The 22094-nt window shown below is 67.1% G+C and carries 22 protein-coding genes; 7 read left to right on the plus strand and 15 right to left on the minus strand.

Going from position 1 to position 22094, the window contains the following annotated elements:
* Positions 1-2 precede the first annotated feature (2 nt).
* The gene (locus HZF05_RS14850; RefSeq protein WP_160365352.1) at positions 3-1226 is read left to right on the plus strand and encodes an SAM-dependent methyltransferase; all 1224 of its coding nucleotides are present in this window, start codon (positions 3-5) and stop codon (positions 1224-1226) included.
* Here the strand turns inward: HZF05_RS14850 and HZF05_RS14855 are convergent.
* The gene (locus HZF05_RS14855) at positions 1223-1660 is read right to left on the minus strand and encodes an EF-hand domain-containing protein (protein WP_160365353.1); all 438 of its coding nucleotides are present in this window, start codon (positions 1658-1660) and stop codon (positions 1223-1225) included. The two genes, HZF05_RS14850 and HZF05_RS14855, sit on opposite strands and share 4 nt — an antisense overlap.
* Positions 1661-1746: 86 nt before the next feature.
* On the opposite strand from HZF05_RS14855, the gene HZF05_RS14860 reads away from it, so the two are divergent.
* Positions 1747-2970 (plus strand): argininosuccinate synthase, encoded by a 1224-nt coding sequence (locus HZF05_RS14860; RefSeq protein ID WP_160365354.1) that lies wholly within the window; start codon positions 1747-1749, stop codon positions 2968-2970.
* Here HZF05_RS14860 and HZF05_RS14865 read toward each other — a convergent pair.
* Positions 2932-4518: a hypothetical protein gene (locus HZF05_RS14865; protein ID WP_160365355.1), complete on the minus strand. Its 1587-nt coding sequence runs from the start codon at positions 4516-4518 to the stop codon at positions 2932-2934. The two genes, HZF05_RS14860 and HZF05_RS14865, sit on opposite strands and share 39 nt — an antisense overlap.
* Positions 4519-4675: 157 nt before the next feature.
* Between HZF05_RS14865 and HZF05_RS14870 the strand changes: the two genes are divergently transcribed.
* The 3 genes from HZF05_RS14870 to HZF05_RS14880 are packed head-to-tail and all read left to right on the plus strand — an operon-like array spanning position 4676 to position 9656.
* The gene (locus tag HZF05_RS14870) at positions 4676-6217 is read left to right on the plus strand and encodes an NAD(P)/FAD-dependent oxidoreductase (RefSeq protein WP_343046896.1); all 1542 of its coding nucleotides are present in this window, start codon (positions 4676-4678) and stop codon (positions 6215-6217) included.
* Complete coding sequence (locus HZF05_RS14875) at positions 6214-8022, plus strand: hypothetical protein (RefSeq protein ID WP_160365357.1); 1809 nt, start codon at positions 6214-6216, stop codon at positions 8020-8022. The genes HZF05_RS14870 and HZF05_RS14875 overlap by 4 nt, the downstream gene beginning before the upstream one ends.
* A 47-nt stretch (positions 8023-8069) precedes the next feature.
* Positions 8070-9656, plus strand: a complete 1587-nt coding sequence (locus HZF05_RS14880) for a hypothetical protein (protein ID WP_160365358.1) — start codon at positions 8070-8072, stop codon at positions 9654-9656.
* Here the strand turns inward: HZF05_RS14880 and HZF05_RS14885 are convergent.
* Entirely contained in the window at positions 9653-10618 is a 966-nt protein-coding gene (locus tag HZF05_RS14885; RefSeq protein WP_160365359.1) for a glycosyltransferase family 2 protein, read from the minus strand. The two genes, HZF05_RS14880 and HZF05_RS14885, sit on opposite strands and share 4 nt — an antisense overlap.
* A 25-nt stretch (positions 10619-10643) precedes the next feature.
* Positions 10644-11075: a GtrA family protein gene (locus tag HZF05_RS14890; protein ID WP_160365360.1), complete on the minus strand. Its 432-nt coding sequence runs from the start codon at positions 11073-11075 to the stop codon at positions 10644-10646.
* An 82-nt stretch (positions 11076-11157) separates the two neighbouring features.
* On the opposite strand from HZF05_RS14890, the gene HZF05_RS14895 reads away from it, so the two are divergent.
* The gene (locus tag HZF05_RS14895; protein WP_160365361.1) at positions 11158-13056 is read left to right on the plus strand and encodes an AcrB/AcrD/AcrF family protein; all 1899 of its coding nucleotides are present in this window, start codon (positions 11158-11160) and stop codon (positions 13054-13056) included.
* Positions 13057-13163: 107 nt separating this feature from the next.
* Here HZF05_RS14895 and HZF05_RS14900 read toward each other — a convergent pair whose 3' ends face one another.
* The 8 genes from HZF05_RS14900 to HZF05_RS14935 all read right to left on the minus strand — a co-directional run bounded on the left by HZF05_RS14900 (position 13164) and on the right by HZF05_RS14935 (position 18770).
* Positions 13164-13787 (minus strand): MarC family protein, encoded by a 624-nt coding sequence (locus HZF05_RS14900; protein ID WP_160365511.1) that lies wholly within the window; start codon positions 13785-13787, stop codon positions 13164-13166.
* Complete coding sequence (gene folD, locus HZF05_RS14905; protein ID WP_160365362.1) at positions 13784-14674, minus strand: bifunctional methylenetetrahydrofolate dehydrogenase/methenyltetrahydrofolate cyclohydrolase FolD; 891 nt, start codon at positions 14672-14674, stop codon at positions 13784-13786. The genes HZF05_RS14900 and folD overlap by 4 nt, the downstream gene beginning before the upstream one ends.
* Positions 14671-14967 (minus strand): YggT family protein, encoded by a 297-nt coding sequence (locus HZF05_RS14910; RefSeq protein ID WP_160365363.1) that lies wholly within the window; start codon positions 14965-14967, stop codon positions 14671-14673. The genes folD and HZF05_RS14910 overlap by 4 nt, the downstream gene beginning before the upstream one ends.
* 65 nt (positions 14968-15032) lie before the next feature.
* Complete coding sequence (gene argB / locus HZF05_RS14915) at positions 15033-15944, minus strand: acetylglutamate kinase (RefSeq protein ID WP_160365364.1); 912 nt, start codon at positions 15942-15944, stop codon at positions 15033-15035.
* Between the two features lie 64 nt (positions 15945-16008).
* Positions 16009-16383 (minus strand): hypothetical protein, encoded by a 375-nt coding sequence (locus HZF05_RS14920; protein WP_160365365.1) that lies wholly within the window; start codon positions 16381-16383, stop codon positions 16009-16011.
* A 145-nt stretch (positions 16384-16528) separates the two neighbouring features.
* Entirely contained in the window at positions 16529-17299 is a 771-nt protein-coding gene (locus tag HZF05_RS14925) for a hypothetical protein (RefSeq protein WP_160365366.1), read from the minus strand.
* A 60-nt stretch (positions 17300-17359) separates the two neighbouring features.
* Entirely contained in the window at positions 17360-18052 is a 693-nt protein-coding gene (locus HZF05_RS14930; protein ID WP_160365367.1) for a queuosine precursor transporter, read from the minus strand.
* Between the two features lie 85 nt (positions 18053-18137).
* The gene (locus HZF05_RS14935) at positions 18138-18770 is read right to left on the minus strand and encodes a hypothetical protein (RefSeq protein WP_160365368.1); all 633 of its coding nucleotides are present in this window, start codon (positions 18768-18770) and stop codon (positions 18138-18140) included.
* 142 nt (positions 18771-18912) lie between these two features.
* Here HZF05_RS14935 and HZF05_RS14940 point away from each other — a divergent pair, with 142 nt between their 5' ends.
* Positions 18913-20151 carry a NupC/NupG family nucleoside CNT transporter gene (locus tag HZF05_RS14940; RefSeq protein WP_160365369.1) on the plus strand — a complete coding sequence of 413 codons (1239 nt, stop codon included), beginning with the start codon at positions 18913-18915 and terminating at the stop codon, positions 20149-20151.
* Positions 20152-20192: 41 nt separating this feature from the next.
* Here HZF05_RS14940 and HZF05_RS14945 read toward each other — a convergent pair whose 3' ends face one another.
* The 3 genes from HZF05_RS14945 to HZF05_RS14955 all read right to left on the minus strand — a co-directional run bounded on the left by HZF05_RS14945 (position 20193) and on the right by HZF05_RS14955 (position 22059).
* The gene (locus tag HZF05_RS14945) at positions 20193-20606 is read right to left on the minus strand and encodes a hypothetical protein (protein ID WP_160365370.1); all 414 of its coding nucleotides are present in this window, start codon (positions 20604-20606) and stop codon (positions 20193-20195) included.
* Between the two features lie 65 nt (positions 20607-20671).
* Positions 20672-21193: an HIT domain-containing protein gene (locus tag HZF05_RS14950; protein WP_160365371.1), complete on the minus strand. Its 522-nt coding sequence runs from the start codon at positions 21191-21193 to the stop codon at positions 20672-20674.
* The gene (locus tag HZF05_RS14955; RefSeq protein WP_160365372.1) at positions 21190-22059 is read right to left on the minus strand and encodes a 3-hydroxyacyl-CoA dehydrogenase NAD-binding domain-containing protein; all 870 of its coding nucleotides are present in this window, start codon (positions 22057-22059) and stop codon (positions 21190-21192) included. The genes HZF05_RS14950 and HZF05_RS14955 overlap by 4 nt, the downstream gene beginning before the upstream one ends.
* Positions 22060-22094 lie beyond the last annotated feature (35 nt).

A 22094-nucleotide genomic window follows, 5' to 3' on the forward strand; every position in this document is an offset into this window, starting at 1 on the left:
CAATGTTACTCGATCCGTTGTTCCGCCGTATCGTTCGCCAAGGCGAACTCATCATCACCGACGCCTCGGGCAAGGAGCATCGCTACGGCGCGCCAGACCCCGATCGCGCGCCGGTCCGCCTGACCTTCCGCGACAAAAGGGTGCCTCTCGACGTCGCGCGCCGCCCCGTGCTGGGTTTCCCCGAGGCCTATATGAACGGCCGGATCGACGTGGAGGGCGACGACATCCTCGCCTTCGTCGACCTGTTCCGCTTCAACGCACGGTGGGAAACGTCGATCGACGATGGTCTTGGAGTCGGCGAGCATCCGCTGCTGACGAAGCTCGGCCGCTTCAACAATTTGCGGAAATCGAAGCGCAACGTCGCGCATCATTACGACCTCAGCGACCGGCTCTACGATCTCTTCCTCGATCGCGACAAGCAGTATAGCTGCGCCTACTTCACGCCGGAAAACGAAGATCGCGATCTCGACCGTGCGCAGTTGGAGAAGAAGGCGCACATCGCCGCCAAGCTGAACCTGAAGTCCGGCCAGCGCGTGCTGGATATCGGCTGCGGCTGGGGCGGCATGGCACTCTACCTGAATCGCGTGGCGGACGTCGATGTGCTCGGCATCACGCTGTCCGAGGAACAGCTCAAGGTCGCCCGCCGCCGCGCCAAGGAGGCAGGCGTCGCCGATCGCGTGCAGTTCGAGCTGATCGACTATCGGGCGCTGAAGGGCAAGTTCGACCGGATCGTCTCTGTCGGCATGTTCGAGCATGTCGGCGTGCCGTCATTCCGCGAATATTTCGCCAAGGTGCGCGACCTGCTCACTGACGACGGCGTCGCGCTGATCCACACGATCGGCCGAATGGGCCCGCCCGGCTACACCGATAGCTTCACCGCGAAATACATCTTCCCCGGCGGTTATATCCCGGCGTTGTCCGAAACGGTCGCGGCGAGCGAGCGCGAGCATCTGATGCTCTCGGACGTCGAGGTGCTGCGCCTGCACTACGGCTACACCATCCAGCACTGGTACGATCGCACGGGGGCTGCGAAAGAGCAGATCGTCGCGCTCTACGACGAGCGTTTCTACCGCATGTGGCGCTTCTACCTTGCCGGCGCGCTGACGGCGTTCACGCAGGCCGATATGGCGAACTTCCAGCTCCAGTATGTCCGCGACCGCCATGCGTTGCCGCTGACGCGGGACTATATCGCGGAGGCCGAGACGGCATTGCTAGCGAAGGGCTAACGCCCCCGCGCCGCGGCCTCCTCCGCCTTTTCCTGCTGCTTCAAGACCCGGCGCTTGATCGTCGCCGCCTTGCGCGCCTCGCTCGGTGTGACGACGCCGTCGTGGTTGAGGTCCGCCCCGTCGGTATGGGCGAGCGCCGCCGCCACGAAGTTCGCGCGTGGGATGCGGCCGGTGTGCGCCTGATCCACGGCATCGAACTGCGCGTCGACGATCGCCCAGCCCTTCGCCGTCGGCGTGCCCCCTCGCGCCTTCGCGATCTTCGCCAGCGCCGCATGATATTCGTCGCGCGTCAGGATGCCGTCATGGTTGGTGTCGGCCTTGTCGAACATCGCCTCCGCCCGCGCCTGCACGTCCGTCCGATAGACCGGCGGCGGATCGGCGAGCGCCGGGCCGGTCAGCAACAGGACGGGCAGCAGGCCCAGGTATTTCCGCATCGTGACGCTCCGGGTTGAACCTTCGCCCCCGCGATGGCACAGGCGCGCGCGTCCCGTAACCCCTGAGCCCTGAGATTGGAGCCATCATGACGCAGCCTGCGGTCAACCGCGTCGTCCTCGCCTATTCGGGCGGCCTCGACACCAGCGTCATCCTCAAATGGCTGAAGGAGACCTACAATTGCGAGGTCGTCACCTTCACCGCCGATCTCGGCCAGGGCGAGGAACTGGAGCCGGCGCGCGCCAAGGCCGAGCTGATGGGTGTCAAGCCCGAGCATATCTTCATCGACGATCTCCGCGAGGAGTTCGTGAAGGATTATGTCTTCCCGATGATGCGCGCCAACGCGCTCTATGAGGGGCTGTATCTCCTCGGCACCTCGATCGCCCGGCCGCTGATCGCCAAGCGCCAGATCGAGATCGCCAAGCTGGTCGGCGCCGACGCGGTGAGCCACGGCGCGACGGGCAAGGGCAACGATCAGGTCCGCTTCGAGCTCGGCTATTACGCGCTCCAGCCCGACATCAAGGTGATCGCGCCGTGGCGCGAATGGGATCTGACCAGCCGCACGAAGCTGATCGAATATGCCGAGGCGCACCAGATTCCGGTGCCCAAGGACAAGCGCGGCGAATCGCCCTTCTCCACCGACGCGAACCTCCTGCACACCTCGTCGGAGGGCAAGGTGCTGGAGGATCCGTGGGAGGAGGTGCCGAACTATGTCTATTCGCGCACCGACGATCCGGAAACCGCGCCGGACACCCCCGAATATATCACCATCGATTTCGAGCGCGGCGATGGCGTGGCGCTCAACGGCGAGGCGATGTCTCCGGCAACCCTGCTCACCGCACTCAACGCGCTGGGCAAGACCCACGGCATCGGCCGGCTCGATCTCGTCGAGAACCGCTTCGTCGGCATGAAGTCGCGCGGCATGTACGAGACGCCGGGCGGCACCATCTATCACGCGGCGCATCGTGGCATCGAGCAGATCACGCTCGATCGCGGCGCCGCTCACCTCAAGGACGAGTTGGCGATCCGCTATGCCGAGCTGGTCTATAACGGCTTCTGGTTCTCGCCCGAGCGCGAGATGCTGCAGGCGGCGATCGATCACAGCCAGGAGAAGGTGGCGGGCACCGTCCGCCTCAAGCTCTACAAGGGTTCGGTGTCGGTGGTCGGCCGCAAATCGCCCAACACGCTCTATTCGGAGAAGGTCGTCACCTTCGAGGACGATGCCGGCGCCTACGACCAGCGCGACGCGGCGGGCTTCATCAAGCTCAACGCGCTACGGCTGCGCCTGCTGGGCCGCCGCGACGGGCGGTAAGCCCTTCCGCCGGAGGCCGATCAGGTCGATCTGGCGCGAGCGGAACGCCCCCACCTCCACGCGCTCGCGCTCGAGCGCGTGGAGCATCGTGTCGTCCTTGTCGTACAGCTCGGGGCTGAGGCGCAGCAGCCAGATCGTCGGCGGTCGCTTCGCCTCGGCGGTGCGCATCAGCGTATCGATCTGCGCCGGATAGAGCGAGACGGCCCCCATTCCGCCGGTCGGGTGCAGCGCCGTCGCCGCGAGGCCGAGCGCCGGCACTGGCGCCGGCACCTGCCGCCACGGAAGCGTGTGCCGCTCGGCCTGCAGCGCATAAGCGAGCGGCAGCGCGCCCTCGTTGGGATAGGCCCAGACGATGTCGCCCGGTGCCACGCGCGGCTCCAGCCAGGCGAGCGCGGCGCGCCAGTCCTGCGGAGGGCCGGCCTTGGCCAACTCGCGGTCGATCCACGCCATCGAGGCCGCCACCAGCACGAAACCGGCCAGCGCCGCCCACGCGCCACGCCCCGGCCAGCACAGGCCGAGGCCGACCAGCATCAGCGCCGGCACTGCCGTCGGGCTCAGCGTACGGGCGAGGAAGACGGGCGAGACGGTCGCCGACAAGATTACCGACAGCAGGACCGGCAGCACCGCCATCAGCAGCAGGATCGCCGCCGGCCGGCCGCCGCGAGCCCGGCGCGACAGGACCAGCAGCCCCGTCACCACCAGCGCGAAGCCGATCAGGCAGGCCCAGGCATTCCAGTCCAGCCAGATCTGCGCGATGGTCAGCGGCACGTCGTGGATGTCGAACACCACCCATCCGGTCTTCACCCAGGTTCGTGCCTGGTGGAGCATGATCAGGAAAGCGGGCAGATAGAGCAGCCCCACGAGACCCTGCCCGACCACCAGCCACGCCCAGTCCCGGCGGGACAGGCCCCGGTGGAGCACGGCGACGGCGAGCGACAGCGTCATGGCCAGCCCGAAGAGTGGCCCGAGGCTGTGCAGCCACAGCATCAGCGCCTCGCAGACGAAGAAGCCGAGGACCGCGCCCGCGCCGAGCGGCCTTCGTGCGATCGAATCCGCCAGCAGGCGAAGCAGCGGCAGCAGGCTCAGCGCATAGACGAGGATCATCACCGGATAGGGCCGCAGCTGCCGGCTCATGCCGACCAGCAGCGGCTGGAGCGCCACCAGAGTCACCACGCCCGCGACCAGCCATACCCGGCCGCGCTGCGGCAGGTGCAGGATCCGCCCGAGCCGGTCCGTCGCGACGCCCGCTACCGCCACCGTCGCCAGCCCGCAGAGCAGCCCCAGCAGGCGCCGGGCGATCACGCTGTCACCGGTGACGAAGCCCCACAGCCGTACCATAGAATAATAGACCGGCGGGTGCGTCTCGTACTGCGGCACCATCCGCCAGATCCAGGCGAACGAATGATCGCCGGCGAAGGCGGAATAGGCCTCGTCCAGCCACAGCGGATAGGCGGCCGCGCCATGAAAGCGGAAGGCGATGCCGGCAACGACGGCGACAGCCGCGATCAGCGCGGCAATTCCAGCGTAGCGTCGTTCCGAAACCGTCATCCGCGCGTCCCCGCCCCCCGGGTGATTCGGGCCTAGCGGTATCGGGCGCCGCCGAACATCCGGTAAATCGCGGATGCCACCCGATCCGGGACGCGGCTTAACCCCAAATTATCCATTCCCGGGCATTCGGGGTTCAGTATCGCCCGGGGAGACGAGCGTGGGTGCGCATCCTGATCAAGTCGACGTTGCCATCATCGGCGCAGGCCCCGCGGGCCTGACCGCCGCCTACCTGCTGACCAAGGCGGGCAAATCGGTGACGGTGATCGAGAAGGATCCCGTCTATGTCGGCGGCATCAGCCGCACCGTGGAGCATCAGGGCTTCCGATTCGATATCGGCGGCCACCGCTTCTTCTCCAAGTCCAAGGAAGTGGTCGACCTCTGGAACGAGATCCTGCCCGACGACTTCATCGAGCGCCCACGGATGAGCCGCATCTATTACGAGGGCAAGTTCTACAGCTACCCGCTGCGCGCGTTCGAGGCGCTGTTCAACCTCGGCATCCTGCGCTCGACCGCCTGCATGGCGAGCTACGCCAGGGCCAAGCTGTTCCCGAAGAAGGACGCCAAGTCCTTTCAGGACTGGACGATCAACCAGTTCGGCTCGCGCCTGTTCGGCATCTTCTTCAAGACCTACACCGAAAAAGTGTGGGGCATGCCCTGCGACGAAATCTCCGCCGATTGGGCGGCGCAGCGCATCAAGGGTCTGTCGCTCGGCAAGGCCGTGCTCGACGGCTTCAAGCGCTCGCTGGGTCTCAACAAGAAGCCCAATGATGGCATGGAAACCAAAACCCTCCTCGAAAGCTTCCGCTATCCGCGCAAGGGCCCCGGCATGATGTGGGACGCCGCGCGCGATCGCGTGGTCGAAGGCGGTAACCATGTGCTGATGGCGCACGGCCTGAAGCAGCTCAGCCACGATTCGGAAGGCTGGCGCATGGTCGCCACCGGCGCGCAAGGCGATCGCGTGATCCGCGCGAAAGACGTCATCTCGTCGGCGCCGATGCGCGAGCTGGCGGGCCGAATCCACCCGCTGCCGAAGACGCTGCCCGATGCGCTGGACCTCAAGTATCGCGACTTCCTGACGGTCGCGCTGATGATCCGCTCGGAAGACCTGTTCCCCGACAACTGGATCTACATCCACGATTCGAAGGTGAAGGTCGGACGCATCCAGAATTTCCGCTCCTGGTCGCCCGAGATGGTGCCCGATCCCGAGCTCGCCTGTGTCGGCCTCGAATATTTCTGCTTCGAGGGCGACGGCCTGTGGGCCTCGCCGGACGACGTGCTGATCGAGCTCGCCAAGAAGGAGATGGGCATCCTCGGCCTGTGCGACCCCGCGACCGTCGAGGGCGGCGTCGTGGTGCGGCAGGAGAAGGCCTATCCGATCTACGACGACGCCTATGCCGCGCATGTCGATGCGATGCGCAAGGAGCTGGAGGGCGCCTATCCGACGCTCCACCTCGTCGGCCGTAACGGCATGCACCGCTACAACAACCAGGATCATGCGATGATGACGGCGATGCTGACCGTCCGCAACATCCTGGCCGGCGCGCGCGTCTACGATTGCTGGCAGGTCAACGAGGACGCCGAATATCACGAGAGCGGCAATGAGGGCGCCGAGGCGAGCTTCGCCAGGCCGCTCGACGAGGACCAGAAGGCGGCGCTCGATTCGGTGCGCGCGGTGCCGAAGCGCCTGAAGGCGGCGTGACCGGGCTGCCGGAGGCGGAGCGCTTCACCGTGCGGCCGCAACCGGCCACTGGCAGCCTCCGCTACTCCCTCGCGCTCGCCGGCATCTGGCTGGCTGGCTGCGCGCTGCTGATCCTGTTCTTCTGGAGCGATATCGGCAACGCGCCCTTCTCCGATCCCGACGATTATATGCGCCTGGCCGAAGTGCGCGCCTGGATGGCGGGCCAGAGCTGGTTCGACGTCACGCAATACCGGGTCAACCCGCCCCACGGCCTGCTGATGCACTGGTCGCGGCTGGTCGACCTGCCGCTGGCGGGTGTTATCGCATTGCTGCGACCCTTCCTCGGCGCCGCGCAGGCGGAGACTGTCGCCTGCGCGATCGTGCCGCTGGTCTCGCTCGGCGCGGCGGCAGTGGCCGTCGCCGCCATCACGCGGCGGCTAATGGGCTCGGGCATCGCGCTCCTCGCCATGACCTTCTGCATGATCGCGCCCGAAGCCCTGTGGGCGGCGCGGCCGATGCGGATCGATCATCATGGCTGGCAGCTCGCCTGCGGTGCCGCGATGGCGTGGGCGCTGATCGGCAACCGCTGCCCGCGTCGCGCCGTTCTCGCGGGACTGCTGGCGGCTTTGTGGGTACATATTTCGCTGGAGGGCCTGCCCTTCACCGCCGCGTGCGGAGCGTGGCTCGGTCTGCGCTGGATCGTCCAGCCGGTGGAAGAGCGCTGGCGCCTGCCCGCCTTCCTGGGCACGGCGGCGGTGGGGAGCCTCGGCTTCTTCCTGATCGCGCATGGCGGCGCGCTGTTCGATCGTACCTTCTGCGATGCCGTCTCGCCCGTCCACATGGGAATGCTGGCGCTCGCCGCGATCGGTTCGGTCATCGCGTGCCGGGTCGCCCCCTCGCACTGGCTAGCGCGCGGCGCGCTACTGGGCGCTGCAGCGGCTGCGGCCGGGCTGCTCTACAAGCTCGGAGCGCCGCAATGCGAGAACGGGCCGTTCGGCGCGCTCGATCCGCTGACCTATCGCCTGTGGTATCTCGCCATTCCCGAGGGCCTGCCGATCTGGAGGCAGACGCCGCAAGCTGCGGCGCTCTCGATCGCCTTCCCGCTGGTCGGCCTCGTCGGCTGCTTCGTCGGTTGGCGTCGGGCGGAGAATAAGAGCGCCTGGCTCGATCTCGGCGCGTTGCTGCTCGCCGCGACCGCGATCGCCGTGCTGCTGGCGCGCGCCTCGGCGTTTTCCAACGCGCTGGCGATCCCCGCCGCGCTGGCCTTCCTGCCGGCGGCGGGTGCGGCGATGCGCCGCTTTTCCAACCCCCTGCCGCGCGTGCTGCTCGGCGCGGGCGCCGGTCTGCTCGCCTTCCCGCTGGCGATCGACCTGATCGCGCTCGTCACCGTCCACAGCGGGCAGGCCGAGGATCGCAACCGAGATGTCGCCCTCGCCACCGCGCACGAGTGCATGGTGCCCGCCAATCTCGCCGCTCTGGACCGCCTGCCCGCCAGCTTGATCCTGACGCCCATGGACGAGGCGCCCGCCTTGATCGTCGACAGCCACCACGATGCGGTCGGTAGCGGCTATCACCGCAATCCCCAGGTGATGCATGACATCCTCGCCACCTGGATGGCCGATGACGCGACCGCCCGTCTGCTGATCGTCTCGCATGGAGCAGCCTATCTCTTCCACTGCCCCGGCGATGCCGAGATGCGCATGACCGCGCGTGAGGCACCGGACGGCTTCGCCGCGCAGCTCAACGCCGGGAAAGCGCCTGCGTGGCTGCGCCCCGTTTCCCTTCCCGGCCTTTCGGCTGGCCGACTCTACGCCATCCAGCGCTGATCCCCGCTTGCCCGCCGCCCCCGCGCCGGACTATCGCGGTATCGACGATGACCGAGCCTGACACGTCCCCCCGCAGCACCTTCTGGGAGACCCGCGCCTTCGCGCTGGCGATGATCGCGCTGGCGGCGATCCCGCTGCTGTTCACGCCGATCCCGCCGCTCACCGACCTGATGGGCCATATGGGCCGTTACCGTGTGCAGCTGGACATCGGCTCCTCGCCCTATCTATCGCATTATTACCGGTTCGACTGGGCGCTGATCGGCAATCTCGGCGTCGATCTCGTGATCGAGCTGCTGGCCCCGATGCTTGGGCTGGAGCCCGCCGTCCACCTGATCGTGATGGCGATCCCCTGCATCATGGTCGCCGGCCTGCTGCTGCTGGCGCGCGAGATCCATGGCCGCGTGCCGCCCACCGCGATCTTCGCGTTGCCGCTCGCCTACGGTTATCCCTTCCAGTTCGGCTTCGTGAACTTCGCCTTCGCGATGGGGCTGATGCTGATCGCCTTCGCCGTCTGGCTGCGCATGGCGCGCACCGGCCGGCTGAAATGGCGCCCGCACATTTTCTTCGTCGTCTCGTTTCTGCTGTGGGTCGCGCACAGCTTCGCCTGGGGGACGCTCGGCCTGCTGTGCTTCATCGCCGAGGTGGTGCGCAACCGGAAGGCGGGCAAGCCTTGGCTCGAAAGCGGCTGGCGCTCGGTCGTCGCCTGCCTGCCGCTGGCACCGCCGGCGCTGCTGCTGCTGCCATGGCGCGGCGGATCGAGCCCCAAGGGCACGTTCGACTGGTTCGCCTGGTACTTCAAGTGGATCTGGCTGCGCTCGGTGCTGCGCGAGCGGGTCGAGCTGTGGGACAAGTTCGGCGCGCTGCTGCTCTACGCGGTCGCGCTCTCGGGCCTCATCTGGAAGCCGTGGCGGCGCTACGAGGCGACGCTGGGTATCGGCGCGGCGCTGCTGATCATGGTCTTCGTCTGCCTGCCGCGCGTGCTGCTGAGCTCGGCCTATGCCGACATGCGACTGGTGCCGACCATGCTGGCGATCCTGATCCTGGCGCTGCGCCCGATCGCGAGCCGGCGCGTCGCGCTGGGCGTCGCCGTCGCCGCAACCCTGTTCTTCGTCGGCCGTATCACCGTCTCGACGCTGGCCTTCCAGAAGTTCGAGCGCAACTACAACACCCAGCTCCAGGCGCTCGATCATATCCCGATGGGTGCGCGGGTGATGGCACTCGCCAACACACCCTGCCGGTCGGCCTGGTATTCGTCGCGGATGGAGCATCTCTCCTCGATGGCGACGGTGCGCAAGCAGGCTTTTGTCAACGACCAGTGGGAGGCGCCCGGCGCGCAGCTGCTGCGGATCGCCTATCCGCCCGCCGGCCGCTATTACAGCCACGATCCCTCGCAGATCGTCCGCCGGCCCGACTGCCGCGCACGTAACGAGCCGATCCTCGAGATCGCGCTCGAATATTTCCCGCGCGACGCCTACGATTATGTCTGGATGATCGACATGCCGCGCAACCGCTGGCCGGTCGACGCGGACTTCGAACCGGTGTGGGCCGGCAACCGCTTCGGCATCCTCTACAAAATCCGCCACCATAGCCCGACCGGACTCAATCCTCCCGGCCAGAACGCCGTCACCCGCTAGCGCGTAACCGGCTGGATCGGGACGCCTATTGTCTCGCGCACCACGTAGATCGGGCGGTGCTTGGTCTCGACCAGGATGCGCCCGACATATTCGCCGAGCACGCCGAGCGAGATCAGCTGCACGCTGCCGAAGAACAGGATCGCCACCATCAGCGAGGGATAGCCCGGCACGTCGCCGCCGCGCACGACGGTGCGCACCACCAGATAGGCGGCGTAGAGCAAGGTGCCGAAGGCGACGCCGCCCCCCAGATAGCTCCACACCCGAAGCGGAAGCGTGGAACCCGAGGTGATGCCGTCGAGCGCGAGCGTCCACAGCTTCCAGTAATTGAACTTGGTCGTGCCCACCTCGCGCTCGGCGCGGTCGTAATGCACCGCCGTCTGGCGGAAGCCCGCCCAGGCGAACAGGCCCTTCATGAAGCGGTTGCGCTCCGGCATCATCCGGATCACGTCCACCACCTTGCGATCGAGCAGGCGGAAATCGCCGGCATGTTCGGGAATCTTGTCGGCGCTGAGGTAATTGTGGGCGCGGTAGTAAAGGTCGGCGGTCAGCCGCTTGGGAATGCTGTCGCTCTCCCGGTTGCGGCGCACGCCATAAACGACGTCGAAGCCGTCGCGCCACGATCGCACCATGTCGGCGATCACCTCGGGCGGGTCCTGCAGATCGACGTCGAGCGGGATCACCGCCTGACCCGCCGCATGGTCGAGCCCCGCCGACAGCGCCGCTTCCTTGCCGAAATTGCGCGACAGCGAGATGCAGCGGACGCGCGGATCGCGGGCGTGCTGGACGGCCACTTCGGCCAGCGTGCGGTCGCGGCTGCCGTCGTCGACGAACAGGATTTCCCAGCCCTCGGACTCGTTCAGCCCGTCGAGAATGACGGAGACGCGGGAAACGAACGGCGCGATGCCGTCCTCCTCGTCCTTCACGGGCACGAGGATGGTGATCAGCGGCGAAACAGCGGTCATCTGCTTCCCTTACGCCGGATCGGGCTCAGTCGAAAACCCACTTCCGGTTGAGCACGAACAGCAGAGCCGGCGTCGCGAAGAAGAAGGGTACGGAGGCCCAGTGCGGCGAGAGGTGAAGCTGCTTGGTGATCAGCCACACCCACCCGGCGTTGACCGCGATGCCGGCGAGGTTGACGACGATGAACTTCCACACCGTCTTCGCGAAATCGTGGCTGCCTTCGTCCGCCTTGAAGGTGAAGCGGCTGTGGATCGTGTAGCCCACCACCATCGCTGCTGCGCTCGCCAGCAGATTGGCGATCTGGTCGCGCTGGTGCCCGGCGCCGAGCAGCAGGTTGTAGCAGCCGATCTGGAAGAGCGTGACGCAGACGCCGACGACGCCGTAGCGCATCACCTGCAGCGCCAGCGCCTGATGCTCACGATCGAGCCCGCCCCACAACCTTACCAATCCGTCACGCACGTTGGATGCCCTTGCCCGCCGTCGCCCAGCGACTAGAGCGGGCACTAGTAAATCTCAAACCCTTATGGTGCATGAAGCCCGCATGACCGATACGGCCGCCGACATTCCCCTCGATACGCGCGTCGACCGGCTGGAACGCTGGGCCGAGTATCTGGTCGACCATCGCTGGAAGCTGGTGGTGCTGCTCTTCTGGATGGTCGCCGCGATCGTGCTGTGGATGCAGAAGGCCAATGCGATCCACTGGTTCGCGCTCAGCGACACCGACGATAATATGCGCTTCGATCAGGTGCGCGACTGGCTTGCGGGCCAGGGATGGTACGATCTGCGCCAGTACCGGATGAACCCGCCCGGCGGCTTCTCGATCCACTGGTCGCGGCTGGTCGATCTGCCGCTGGCGGCACTGATCCTGCTCTTCAAGCCGATCGTGGGCGAGCAACTCGCCTATCGCTGGGCCTGCGCCATCGCGCCGATGGTCCCGCTCCTGCTCGCGATGATAATGCTGTCGGTGACGGTGCGGCGGCTGGTGAGCAAGCGCGCCTATGTCCTCGCTCTGCCGCTGCTGATGTGCGCGGGCGACGCGATGGGCATGTGGGCGCCGCTGCGCATCGATCATCACGGCTGGCAGCTCGCCTTCCTGATGACGACCGTCGCGGGATTGACCGAGCCGGACAGACGCCGCTCCGGTATCATGATCGCGGTCTCCTCGGCGCTGTCGCTGGCGATCGGATTGGAAATGCTGCCCTACGTGGCCTTCGCCGGAGCGGCGGTCGCGCTGCACTGGGCGTGGGACGCGGCCGAGACGCCGCGGATGCGCAGCTACGGGATCGGTCTCGCGATCTCGACCGTGCTGTGCTTCCTGATCTTCGCGTCGAACGACAACTGGCACCCGGTCTGCGACGTATTGTCGCCGGTGTGGATGACGACCGTGGCGGCGGCCGCCCTCCTGCTGGTAGCCGTCACCTATGTGCCCGCGCCCAACACCGGCTTCCGGTTCGCGCTGGTGCTGGTGGCGGGCGGGATCGCGGGCGCGATCTACGTGCTCGGCTTCCCGCAATGCTTCGGGCACCGGCTGGAAGGCATCCCGCCCGAAGCGGACAAGCTCTGGCTCAGCCACGTCAGCGAGGCGCGCTCGATCCTGCTGCACCCGATCTCGACCGGCGTGCCGATGGCGGCCCTGCCCTTCATCGGCATGATCGGATCGATCGTCGCGATCGTCCGCCGCTGGGGCACGCGCGCCGCCGCCGAATGGATGCCGGTCACCCTGTTCACGATCTTCGCCACCGCCCTGCTCTTCTGGCAGATCCGAACCGCACCGAGCGCAGAGATGCTCGCCGTGCCCGGCGCCACCTATATCGCGTTGCGCGGCTTCGTGACGCTCAGGCGCAGCGAGAACATGCTGGTGCGCGTGATCGGCCCCGTCGCAGCGTTCGTGGTCGCATCCGGCCTGTTCGTGTCGGTCGCACTCGACAAGGTGCCGGCGCGCTTCACCGGGCTGCGCTTCAACCAACTCTGGGCGATAGCGACCGGCCAGCAGAAATGGCCGGCGGAGGCCAAGCCCGGCGGGAAGACCAAGCCCGATCTCACCAAGCTCGCCAACCGCCGCTGCCCGACAATCCCAGCGCTTGCGCCGATCGGCGCGCTCCCACCCGCAACCTTCTTCACCCTGATCGACAACGGTCCGCGCCTGATCACGCTGACCCACCACAGCGCCGTCGCCGGTCCCTATCATCGCAACTGGCAGGCGATCCTCGACACCGAGCATGCCTTCCGCGGCACGCCCGACCAGGCGCATGCGATCATGGTAGCGCACCACGCGCAGTATCTGCTGCTCTGTCCTCATATGTCGGAAGCGACGATCTATCAGGCCGAGGCGCCGACCGGCTTCTACTCCAAGCTGGAGGGTGGCTGGACGCCGGCCTGGCTGGCAAGGCAGCCGCTGCCGGCGAACTCGCCCTACCAGCTGTGGAAGATTGTCAGCTAACCCCGCTCCGTTCGCCCTGAGCTTGTCGAAGGGCTGCCCTTCTCTTTCACCGAAGTAAGAAGGAAGGGCAGGGCTTCGACAGGCTCAGCCCGAACGGGTTTTGAGATTCAGGCGAACGACGCCCGGATCCCGTCCACCACGAACTGCGCCGCCAGCGCCGCGAGCAGCACACCGAGCAGCCGCGTGATCACCGCCTCCACCTTGTAGCCGAGCAGCTTCATCAGCGGCCCGGCCGCCAGCAGCGCGCCCATCATGATCAGCAGGTTGAGCGTTAGCGCCGCCAGCACCACGCCATGCGCCGCCCAGCCGTGCGAGCGCTGCATCATCAGCATGGCCGACGCGATCGATCCCGGCCCGGCGATCATCGGCATCGCCATCGGGAAGATCGAGATGTCCTCATATTGCTCGGGGTGCGCGGCGACTTCCTCGGCGCGATGCTCGCGGCGCTGCTGGCGCTTCTCGAACACCATCTCGAGCGCGATCAGGAACAGCATGATGCCGCCCGCGATGCGGAAGGCGTCGAGGCTGATCCCCAAAGTCTCGAGCAGTGGCTGGCCGAGCAGCGCGAAGGCGAGCAGGATGCATCCCGCCACGAAGGTCGACCGGATCGCCATCGCGCGGCGGTGTGCCATGTCGGTGCCGCGTGTGAGGCCGGCGAAGATCGGCGCGCAGCCGGGGGGATCGATCACCACGAAGAAGGTGACGAACGCCGAGAGGAAGAGCGCGATCAGATCGCGCCCTTCTCGTAAGGCACGCCCGCTCGGCGATAGGCCGAGACGAGCGTGTTGCGGAGCAGGACAGCGATGGTCATCGGCCCGACGCCGCCCGGCACCGGCGTGATCGCGCCCGCGACCTCGATGGCCTCGGCGAAGTCCACGTCGCCGGCCAGCTTGGTGCCGCCCTCTCCATTGTCGATGCGGTTGATGCCGACGTCGATCACGGTCGCGCCCGGCTTGATCCAGTCGCCCTTGATCATTGCGGGCCGTCCGACCGCCGCGACGAGGATGTCCGCGCGGCCGCACACGTCCTGCAGATCCTTCGTGCGCGAGTGGGCGATCGTGACGGTGCAGCTCTTCGCCAGCAGCAGCTGCGCCATCGGCTTGCCGACGATGTTCGAGCGGCCGACCACCACCGCGTTCAGCCCGGAAAGATCGCCCAGCCGGTCCTCCAGCAGCATGATGCAGCCGAGCGGAGTGCAGGGCACGAAGCCCTCCTGTCCCACCGCCAGCCGTCCGGCGTTGACGACGTGAAAGCCATCCACATCCTTGTCCGGGTCGATCGTGGCGATCACCGCCTGCTCGTCGATATGCTTCGGCAGCGGCAGCTGGACGAGAATGCCGTCCACCGCCGGATCGGCGTTGAGATCGCGCACCAGCGCGATCAGCGCGTCCTGCGTCGTCGTCTCCGGCAGGCGATGGGTGGTGGAGACCATCCCCGCCGCCTCGGTCGCCTTGCCCTTGGATCGGACATAGACCTGGCTCGCCGGATCCTCGCCGACGATCACCACCGTCAGCCCCGGCTTGCGCCCGGCGGCCGCCTCGAAGGCGGGCACAATCGCCGCCACCCGCTCGCGCAGGCTCGCGGCGAAAGCCTTTCCGTCGATGATCCTGGCGCTCATCCCGTTACCGCCATATGCACAGCCTGATAGGCGATCATCCGCTGCAGCAGCCCGATGATCAGGAGCACGATCAGCGGCGCGAAGTCGAGTCCGCCGAAATCGGGCAGAACGCGGCGGATCGGCCGGTAGATCGGCTCCATGATCCGATCGAGGGCACCGAGGAACTGACGCACGAAATCGTTGCGCATGTTGATGACGTTGAAAGCGACCAGCCAGGACGCGATAACCTGGATCATGATGATGTAGAACAGGATCGTCAGGATATAATTGAGGGCGATCAGGATCAGGCCCATGTAAGGTTCCTCGAACGAAGGGTCGGTCTATCTAATCACCCGCGTGCGCCGCGCCAAGCTGGGTATCAGCCGGCCCGCACCAGCGTGCCGGCGCCCTGGCGGGTGAAGATCTCGAGCAGCATGGCGTGGCGGATGCGCCCGTCGAGGATGACGGCGGCGTCCACCCCGGCCTCGATCGCGTGCACGCACGTCTCCATCTTGGGGATCATGCCGCCCGAGATGGTGCCGTCCGCCTTCAGCTTTTCGACATCGCCGGGGACGAGATCGGAGAGCAATTGCTTGTTCTTGTCGAGCACGCCGGCGACGTCGGTCAGCAGGAACAGCCGCGCCGCCTTGAGCGCCCCGGCAACCGCGCCCGCCATCGTGTCGGCGTTGATGTTGTAGGTGTGGCCGTCATGGCCGATGCCGATCGGCGCCACCACCGGGATGAAGCCCGCAGCGGACAGCGTGTTCAGGATCGTCGTGTCCACGTGCTTCGGCTCGCCGACGAAGCCGAGATCGACGTGCCGCTCGATCCCCTGGTTGCGGTCCGCCGCGTCGCGACCGACCTTCTCGGCCACCACCAGACGCGCATCCTTGCCCGATATGCCGACCGCCTTGCCGCCGGCCTGGCCGATCCAGCCGACGATCTCCTTGTTGATCGATCCGGCCAGGACCATCTCCGCGATGTGCGCGGTCTCGGCGTCGGTGACGCGCAGGCCGTCGACGAAGCGCGATTCGACGCCGAGACGCTTCAGCATCGATCCGATCTGCGGCCCACCGCCATGCACCACCACGACGTTGACGCCTACCGCCTTCAGCAGCACCACATCCTCGGCGAAGCTGCGTGCCATCTCCGGATTGCCCATGGCGTGGCCGCCATATTTCACCACGAAGGTCTTGCCCGCATAGCGCTGCAGATAAGGCAGCGCCTCGGTGAGCGTCTCCGCCTTGGCGAGCATGGCGGGATCGGGGAGCAGATCGGGCAAAGTCGACATGCTGGCGCCCATAGCGGGCGGGGGCGTGCGATGCCACCAATACCTCCCCGGCAAAGGGGGAGTATTAGTTGGCCAAAGCCTCCAGCGCTTTGCGCAACGGTGTGTGCGTGCTGGCCGTATCGCCATCCACGCTCAGATCAAGCCGCCCGTCCTGCCCGGTCGGCGAGCCCAACAGCGTCAGCGTGCTTCCATCCGCGCACTTCACCGCCACCCGCAGCTTGAGCTCGAACTGGGGCAACTTCGCCGGTTCCAGTGCCACGCCTTGCAATGCCGCCGTCAGCTTCGCGAGGCGCGGATCACCCGCCGGGATCGTCACGGGCGGCGCTACCGAATCGATCATCTCGGCCGTGATCGCGGTGCGGGTGAGCAACGCCTCGTCGACGAGATTGAGCGTGGCAAACTTCGCCTCGCACGCCTTCAATCGGGCTTGCGCGCTCATGGCCGTTCCTTTCTTTGCGGGAGAAGCGACCGAGCAACTCGCCCCCGCCGCCATTGCGGCAAGGGCGATGCTCGTCAGGATCGCGCCTCGTGTCATGCCCGCCACGCTAGACGCCACATCCTCGCCTGCCAACCGCCCGGTCTGATCAGTGCTTCGTCGCAGCCCGCGCGGCGACCGCCCCGTCCACCACCTTGCCGCTCGTCACGTCGGTGTGGGCATTGGCGGTCGTCATCACCACGGTCGAGCCATAGTGATCGGTCCGCGTCGGCTCGTGCAGGTCGTGCGCGATGGTCGTCTCGGAGCCGGCGATGACGCGCTTCTCCTCGGTATTCTGGTAGCCGTCGCCGGTGGGCTTGCCGACCGTGCCGCTCACCTCGTGATCCATCTCGTGGACGAGGCCGAGCGCGGCGGACTGGATGCCCTGCCCGCTCGTCACCTTGAGGCCGGACTTCGGATCCCAGTTCAGCACGCCGGTGCTGGGATCGTAGCTGTCGTTGCCGTCGTGGATGATGTGGATGGTCGCGCCCTCCTTCATCTTGGCGATCAGCTTGGTCGCGGTCGGCGAGACGGCCTTGCCGCTCGAATCGGTCTGCTGGAGATATTTCAGCGCGGTGTTGAGGTCCGTCTTGTCCTGCTTGGTGCCACCGGTGATCGTGAAGTCGGCGGCGGTCTTCGGGCCGCTATGCGCCTTGGGCGCCTTGGCGGCCCCGGGCGCGGCGCCGCCGCCGGCGCGATCCATCAGCCGGGCGAGCGTGCCCTGCTCCACCGGCGAGAGCTGGCCGGACGCGGCGCGGGCCTGGAGCGTATCGAGCTCGCCCCCGTCGCTCACCGTCAGACCGGCGCGGCTATAGGCGTCGACGTGGGACACCCCGCTCGAAACGCTGCCCGACGCACGGGCCGAAACCGAAACATCCATGGGTCACCTCCGACCACGAGAAATGCCGGAGGCGTCGGATCCATGACATAATCGTTTCGCTTAAGCGGCCCTCGGCCCGTCGAGCCAGCGCCCCAGCCCGACGAAGCCGGAAACCAAGGGCGGCACGAACAGCGCCGACAGCGCGACCTTCACGATCATCTGCCCGGCCAGCAGCTCGCCGATCGGGAAGACCGAGAGGAAGGCGATGGTGACGAACAGCAACGTGTCGATCACTTGGCTCAGCATGCTCGCCACGGCAGCGCGGAACCAGAGCATCCGGTTGCCCTCGCGCCCCTTCAGATAGGCGAAGACCGTGACGTTGAGCGTCTGCGACGTGCCGTAGGAGATGATGCCGGCGATCCAGATGCGCGGCGTGCCGCCCATCATCAGCGCGAAGGCGTCGCGTCGCGCCGGGTCCATCGCGGCGGCGGCCGGAAGGGCGAGGACGACCAGCGACAACAGGATCGAGGCGATCAGCGGCACGAAGCCGATCTGCACCAGCCGGTTGGCGACGGTGCGGCCGTGCAGCTCGGCCACCGCGCTCGACGTGATCACCAGCAGCAGGAAGGCGACGATCCCCGCCTCGACCGCGAGCGGGCCGATCCCGATCCACGATCCGATCTGCGAGAAGGGACCGAGACCGACCTGCTTGTTGCCGAGCACGCCGGCGATGCAGACCATGCCGCCGTAGAAGATGGCGAAGGCGAACAGCGAGCGGGGAATGGCGGGCGCGGGCGCCGGAGTGGTGGACATGAGGCCTGCTATCCGGTTTCGCGGCACAGAAAAAGGCCGGACGCGCAGGCGCGCATCCGGCCTCCTCCCTCCCCGGGAGCCGAAATCAGATCGTATTGCGGTCGATATGCGCGGGGGCCGGCTTGGCGGCGGGCAGCACCGCAGGAGTCGGCTGCGGCGCGGCCCTGGCGGCGGGCCGGGCGGTCGGCGTCAGGCCCTCCGGCTTGCTGACCGCCGAGTTGCAGCCGTCCGACGCGGTGCGGATCACCTGCGGCGCCTTGCCCTCGCCCATCGACACGGTGCGGACGCTCTGACTGCACACCTGTCCGTTGGCACCGGACGTGGAGATCATCGTGAAGCTGGTCGTGCCCGCCTGGCCGCCGCTGCGCGTCGCGGCCTGCTGGAGCTGCTCGGGCGTCATGCTCTGCATCGCCGCCGCCTGGCGCATCATGCCGTCCATCTGGGCATCGATCTGTGCCGATATGCGGTCCATCATCGCGAAGGGCGAGCCCGGCCCGAAGGCGGCGAGCATCGGATCGACCTGCGCGACCGGCACCGCCACCACGCGCGGCGCGACATCGCCGACATAGCGGATCTGCTGGACGCTGCCGTCCGCCATGCGGACGTTGAGCACGTGCACCGGCATGACATGCGCATCGTTGCGGTCGGCGGCGACGGCGGCGGTGACGCCGGCGGCCGCGACCAGACCGGCAATGGCGAGAACGGGCTTCAGACGCATCGGAATTTCCCTCCGGAATCATCTAAGAATGCGGAACGCATCCTGTCTCACCCACCTGAACGCCCGTTGAATGGCGGCTGGCCGCGCGCGCCGTCCCGTGTATGGTCACGGCCAGTTCGCTTTCACGGATTTCCGCCTGCCTATGACCAAGATCTTGACCGGCATCGCCGGCATCGTCGTGATCCTGCTGATCGCCTTCGCCTTCTCGGCCGACCGCCGTGCGATCCGGCCGCGCGTGGTGGGCGCCGCCTTCGCGCTGCAGGCGATGATCGCGGTGCTGGTGCTGTACGTGCCTTGGGGCAAGGCGGTCCTCGCCTTCCTGTCCGGCGGCGTCTCCGATCTGCTCGGCTATGCGAATGCCGGCACCCAGTTCCTGTTCGGCAAGCTCGCCACCGATCCGCTCGGCCAGATGTTCGCGATCCAGGCGCTGCCGGTGATCATCTTCTTCGCGGCGCTCGTCTCGATCCTCTACCATGTCGGGATCATGCAGCTGGTGGTGCGCTGGATCGGCGGCGGGATCGAGAAGGTGATCGGCGTCTCGAAGGTGGAATCGCTGTGCGCCGCGGCCAACATCTTCGTCGGCCAGAGCGAATCGCCGCTCGTCATCCGCCCCTATCTGGCGGGCCTCTCGCAATCCCAGGTGTTCGCGGTGATGACCAGCGGCATGGCCGGCGTCGCCGGCACCATCCTCGCCGCCTATGCCTCGATGGGGATCAAGATCGACTATCTGCTTGCCGCCAGCTTCATGTCGGCACCGGGCGGCCTGCTGATGGCCAAGATCATCATGCCCGATCCGCAGACGGCCGCCGAGGCCGACGTCGCCGACGAGGAGGTCGTGATCGCCGAGGCGACGCATGACGAGGAGAAGCCCGCCAACATCATCATGGCCGCGGCACAGGGCGCGCAGACCGGTGTCCGCCTCGCCGTCGCGGTGGGCGCGATGGTACTGGCGTTCGTGGCGCTGGTGGCGCTCGCCAACGGTTTGCTGACCGGCGTCGGCCACTGGTTCGGGATCGACGACCTAACCTTCCAGCGCGTGCTCGGTTATTGCTTCGCGCCGGTGATGTTCCTGCTCAACGTGCCATGGCACGAGGCCGGGATCGCCGGCGGCCTGTTCGGCGAGAAGATCGTGCTCAACGAGTTCGTCGCCTACATCTCGCTCGGCAAGGACACACAGCTTTCGCCACACACGGTTGCGGTGGTGACCTTCGCGCTGTGCGGCTTCGCCAACTTCTCGTCGATCGCGATCCAGATGGCGGTGACCGGCAACCTCGCCCCCAACCAGCGGCCGACCATCGCCAGGCTCGGCCTGCGCGCGCTCCTCGCCGGCAGCCTCGCCAACCTGATGTCGGCGGCCTTCGCAGGGCTGCTGCTTCCCTGATCCGCTGCGCTCCGGCGTTCACCGGAGCGCAGCGGCGAGGCTCAGCCCTTCAGCTTGGTGTTGCAGGCGCTCCAATATTGCGGCCACTTCTGGCCGGCCGGGGTCTTGCCCGCCGCCTTGTCGGCCTTCCACATCTGGCCGCACTTGCGCTGGCGGTCGTGCATCGCCTGCATGGCGGGGCTCTGCGCGCCGGGCAGGTGCGAGGCGGGCTTGGAGGCTGCGACCGGCTTCACGGCCGGAGCAGCCGCGGCGGGCGCTGCTGCGGGAGCCGCCGCCGTCGTGCCACGGCAGGCCGCGAGGAACTGCGCCCAGTTCTTGCCGCCGAGCGTGTTGTTGGCCTTGGCCGCCTGATATTTGGCGCCGCATTCCTTCATCACGTCGTTGGCGGCATGGGCCGACGCCCCGACACCCAGCGCCACAACGATCGCGCATGCTCCCGAAAGATACCTGTTCACGCCCGTCCCTCCTGTTGGATAAGCCGGAACATAACACAAACCCGGGGCAGCGCCAGCGGCTCCGTTCAGCGCATGGCTGCGTGGATCTTCGCGGCGATCGCGGCGAGCTGCTTCGGGTCGGCGGCCGATTGCTTGTAGCTGGTCTGCGCCAGCGGGACATCCTTCCACTGTGGCGTCACATGCATGTGAAAGTGAAAGACGGTCTGCCCCGCCGCCTCGCCGCTATTCTGGCGGATGAAGATGCCGTCGGGGCGGAGCGCCTTCATCTGCGCCTTCGCCAACCGCTGCGTCACATCGATCAGGTGATCGAGCACAGGGCGGGGGATATCGATCAGGGTGCGATAGTGACCCTTGGGGATCACCAGCAGGTCGCCGGTCGACAGCGGGTGGATGTTCATGAAGGCGAGGACGGTGCGGTCCTCATAGACCTTCGCGGCCGGCAGCTTGCCCGCGAGGATCCTGGCGAATGGATTGTCGGCGTAAGCGCCCGTCAGCCCGGTCGCGGTATCACTGGCGGAGCCCGGCGCCACCTCGGCCGCCGCCGGTGCGGCCGCGAGCAGCAGAGCGAGCGCGATTGTCGTCCTCACCGCGTAGGCACCGGCTCGGTACCCGAATAATCGTAGAAGCCGCGATTGGTCTTGCGACCGAGCCAGCCGGCCTCGACATATTTCACCAATAGCGGCGCGGGGCGGAACTTGGGATCGCCGGTGCCCGAATACAGCACCCGTGTGATCTCCAGGCAGGTATCGAGCCCGATGAAGTCGGCCAGCGTCAGCGGCCCCATCGGATGGTTGAGGCCGAGGCTCACCGCCGTGTCGATGTCGCGGACGTTGGCGACGCCCTCGCCCAGCGCGAAGATCGCCTCGTTCAGCATCGGCAGCAGCACGCGGTTGACGATGAAGCCCGGCGCGTCGTTGGCATGAACGACATCCTTGCCGAGCTTCTTCGCGAACGCTTCCACGCGCGTCACCACCTCGTCCGACGTGGCAAGGCCGCGGATCAGCTCGATCGGACGCATCACCGGCACGGGATTGAAGAAATGCACGCCCATGAAGCGCTCCGCCGATGGCGCCGCCTGCGCTAGCCTCGTGATCGGGATCGACGAGGTATTGGTGGCGAGAATCGCGTCGCCGCCCATCTTCGCGCCGACCTCGGCGAAGATGGCGCGCTTGATCTCCTCGCGCTCGGTGGCCGCCTCGACGACGATGATCGCGTCGCCGAACGCGGCATAATCGCCCACCGTCTCGATGCGGGCGAGCGCGGCCTCGACGTCTGCGGCCGTCGCCTTGCCCTTCTCGACGGCCGAGCCGAGCCGCTTGGCGATCCCCGCCTTGCCTCTCTCGGCCAGCGCAATCTCGCGATCGGAAAGCAGTACGCGATAACCGGACTGCGCCGCCACCTGCGCGATGCCCGCGCCCATCTGCCCCGCGCCGATCACGCCAACCGTTTCCATGTCCGCCTCCGTTCGAATCTCTCGCGCGACCGCCT

The sequence above is a fragment of the Sphingomonas chungangi genome (assembly GCF_013778325.1).
Lineage (GTDB): Bacteria > Pseudomonadota > Alphaproteobacteria > Sphingomonadales > Sphingomonadaceae > Solisphingomonas > Solisphingomonas chungangi.

What these genes read in the sequence shown, in the direction of transcription:
- HZF05_RS14850 (WP_160365352.1), top strand. Translation starts at nt 3, where the DNA reads ATGTTACTCGATCCGTTGTTCCGCCGTATCGTTCGCCAAGGCGAACTC.
- HZF05_RS14855 (WP_160365353.1), bottom strand. Translation starts at nt 1,660, where the DNA reads ATGCGGAAATACCTGGGCCTGCTGCCCGTCCTGTTGCTGACCGGCCCG.
- HZF05_RS14860 (WP_160365354.1), top strand. Translation starts at nt 1,747, where the DNA reads ATGACGCAGCCTGCGGTCAACCGCGTCGTCCTCGCCTATTCGGGCGGC.
- HZF05_RS14865 (WP_160365355.1), bottom strand. Translation starts at nt 4,518, where the DNA reads ATGACGGTTTCGGAACGACGCTACGCTGGAATTGCCGCGCTGATCGCG.
- HZF05_RS14880 (WP_160365358.1), top strand. Translation starts at nt 8,070, where the DNA reads ATGACCGAGCCTGACACGTCCCCCCGCAGCACCTTCTGGGAGACCCGC.
- HZF05_RS14885 (WP_160365359.1), bottom strand. Translation starts at nt 10,618, where the DNA reads ATGACCGCTGTTTCGCCGCTGATCACCATCCTCGTGCCCGTGAAGGAC.
- HZF05_RS14895 (WP_160365361.1), top strand. Translation starts at nt 11,158, where the DNA reads ATGACCGATACGGCCGCCGACATTCCCCTCGATACGCGCGTCGACCGG.
- folD (WP_160365362.1), bottom strand. Translation starts at nt 14,674, where the DNA reads ATGAGCGCCAGGATCATCGACGGAAAGGCTTTCGCCGCGAGCCTGCGC.
- HZF05_RS14910 (WP_160365363.1), bottom strand. Translation starts at nt 14,967, where the DNA reads ATGGGCCTGATCCTGATCGCCCTCAATTATATCCTGACGATCCTGTTC.
- argB (WP_160365364.1), bottom strand. Translation starts at nt 15,944, where the DNA reads ATGTCGACTTTGCCCGATCTGCTCCCCGATCCCGCCATGCTCGCCAAG.
- HZF05_RS14920 (WP_160365365.1), bottom strand. Translation starts at nt 16,383, where the DNA reads ATGAGCGCGCAAGCCCGATTGAAGGCGTGCGAGGCGAAGTTTGCCACG.
- HZF05_RS14925 (WP_160365366.1), bottom strand. Translation starts at nt 17,299, where the DNA reads ATGGATGTTTCGGTTTCGGCCCGTGCGTCGGGCAGCGTTTCGAGCGGG.
- HZF05_RS14930 (WP_160365367.1), bottom strand. Translation starts at nt 18,052, where the DNA reads ATGTCCACCACTCCGGCGCCCGCGCCCGCCATTCCCCGCTCGCTGTTC.
- HZF05_RS14935 (WP_160365368.1), bottom strand. Translation starts at nt 18,770, where the DNA reads ATGCGTCTGAAGCCCGTTCTCGCCATTGCCGGTCTGGTCGCGGCCGCC.
- HZF05_RS14940 (WP_160365369.1), top strand. Translation starts at nt 18,913, where the DNA reads ATGACCAAGATCTTGACCGGCATCGCCGGCATCGTCGTGATCCTGCTG.
- HZF05_RS14955 (WP_160365372.1), bottom strand. Translation starts at nt 22,059, where the DNA reads ATGGAAACGGTTGGCGTGATCGGCGCGGGGCAGATGGGCGCGGGCATC.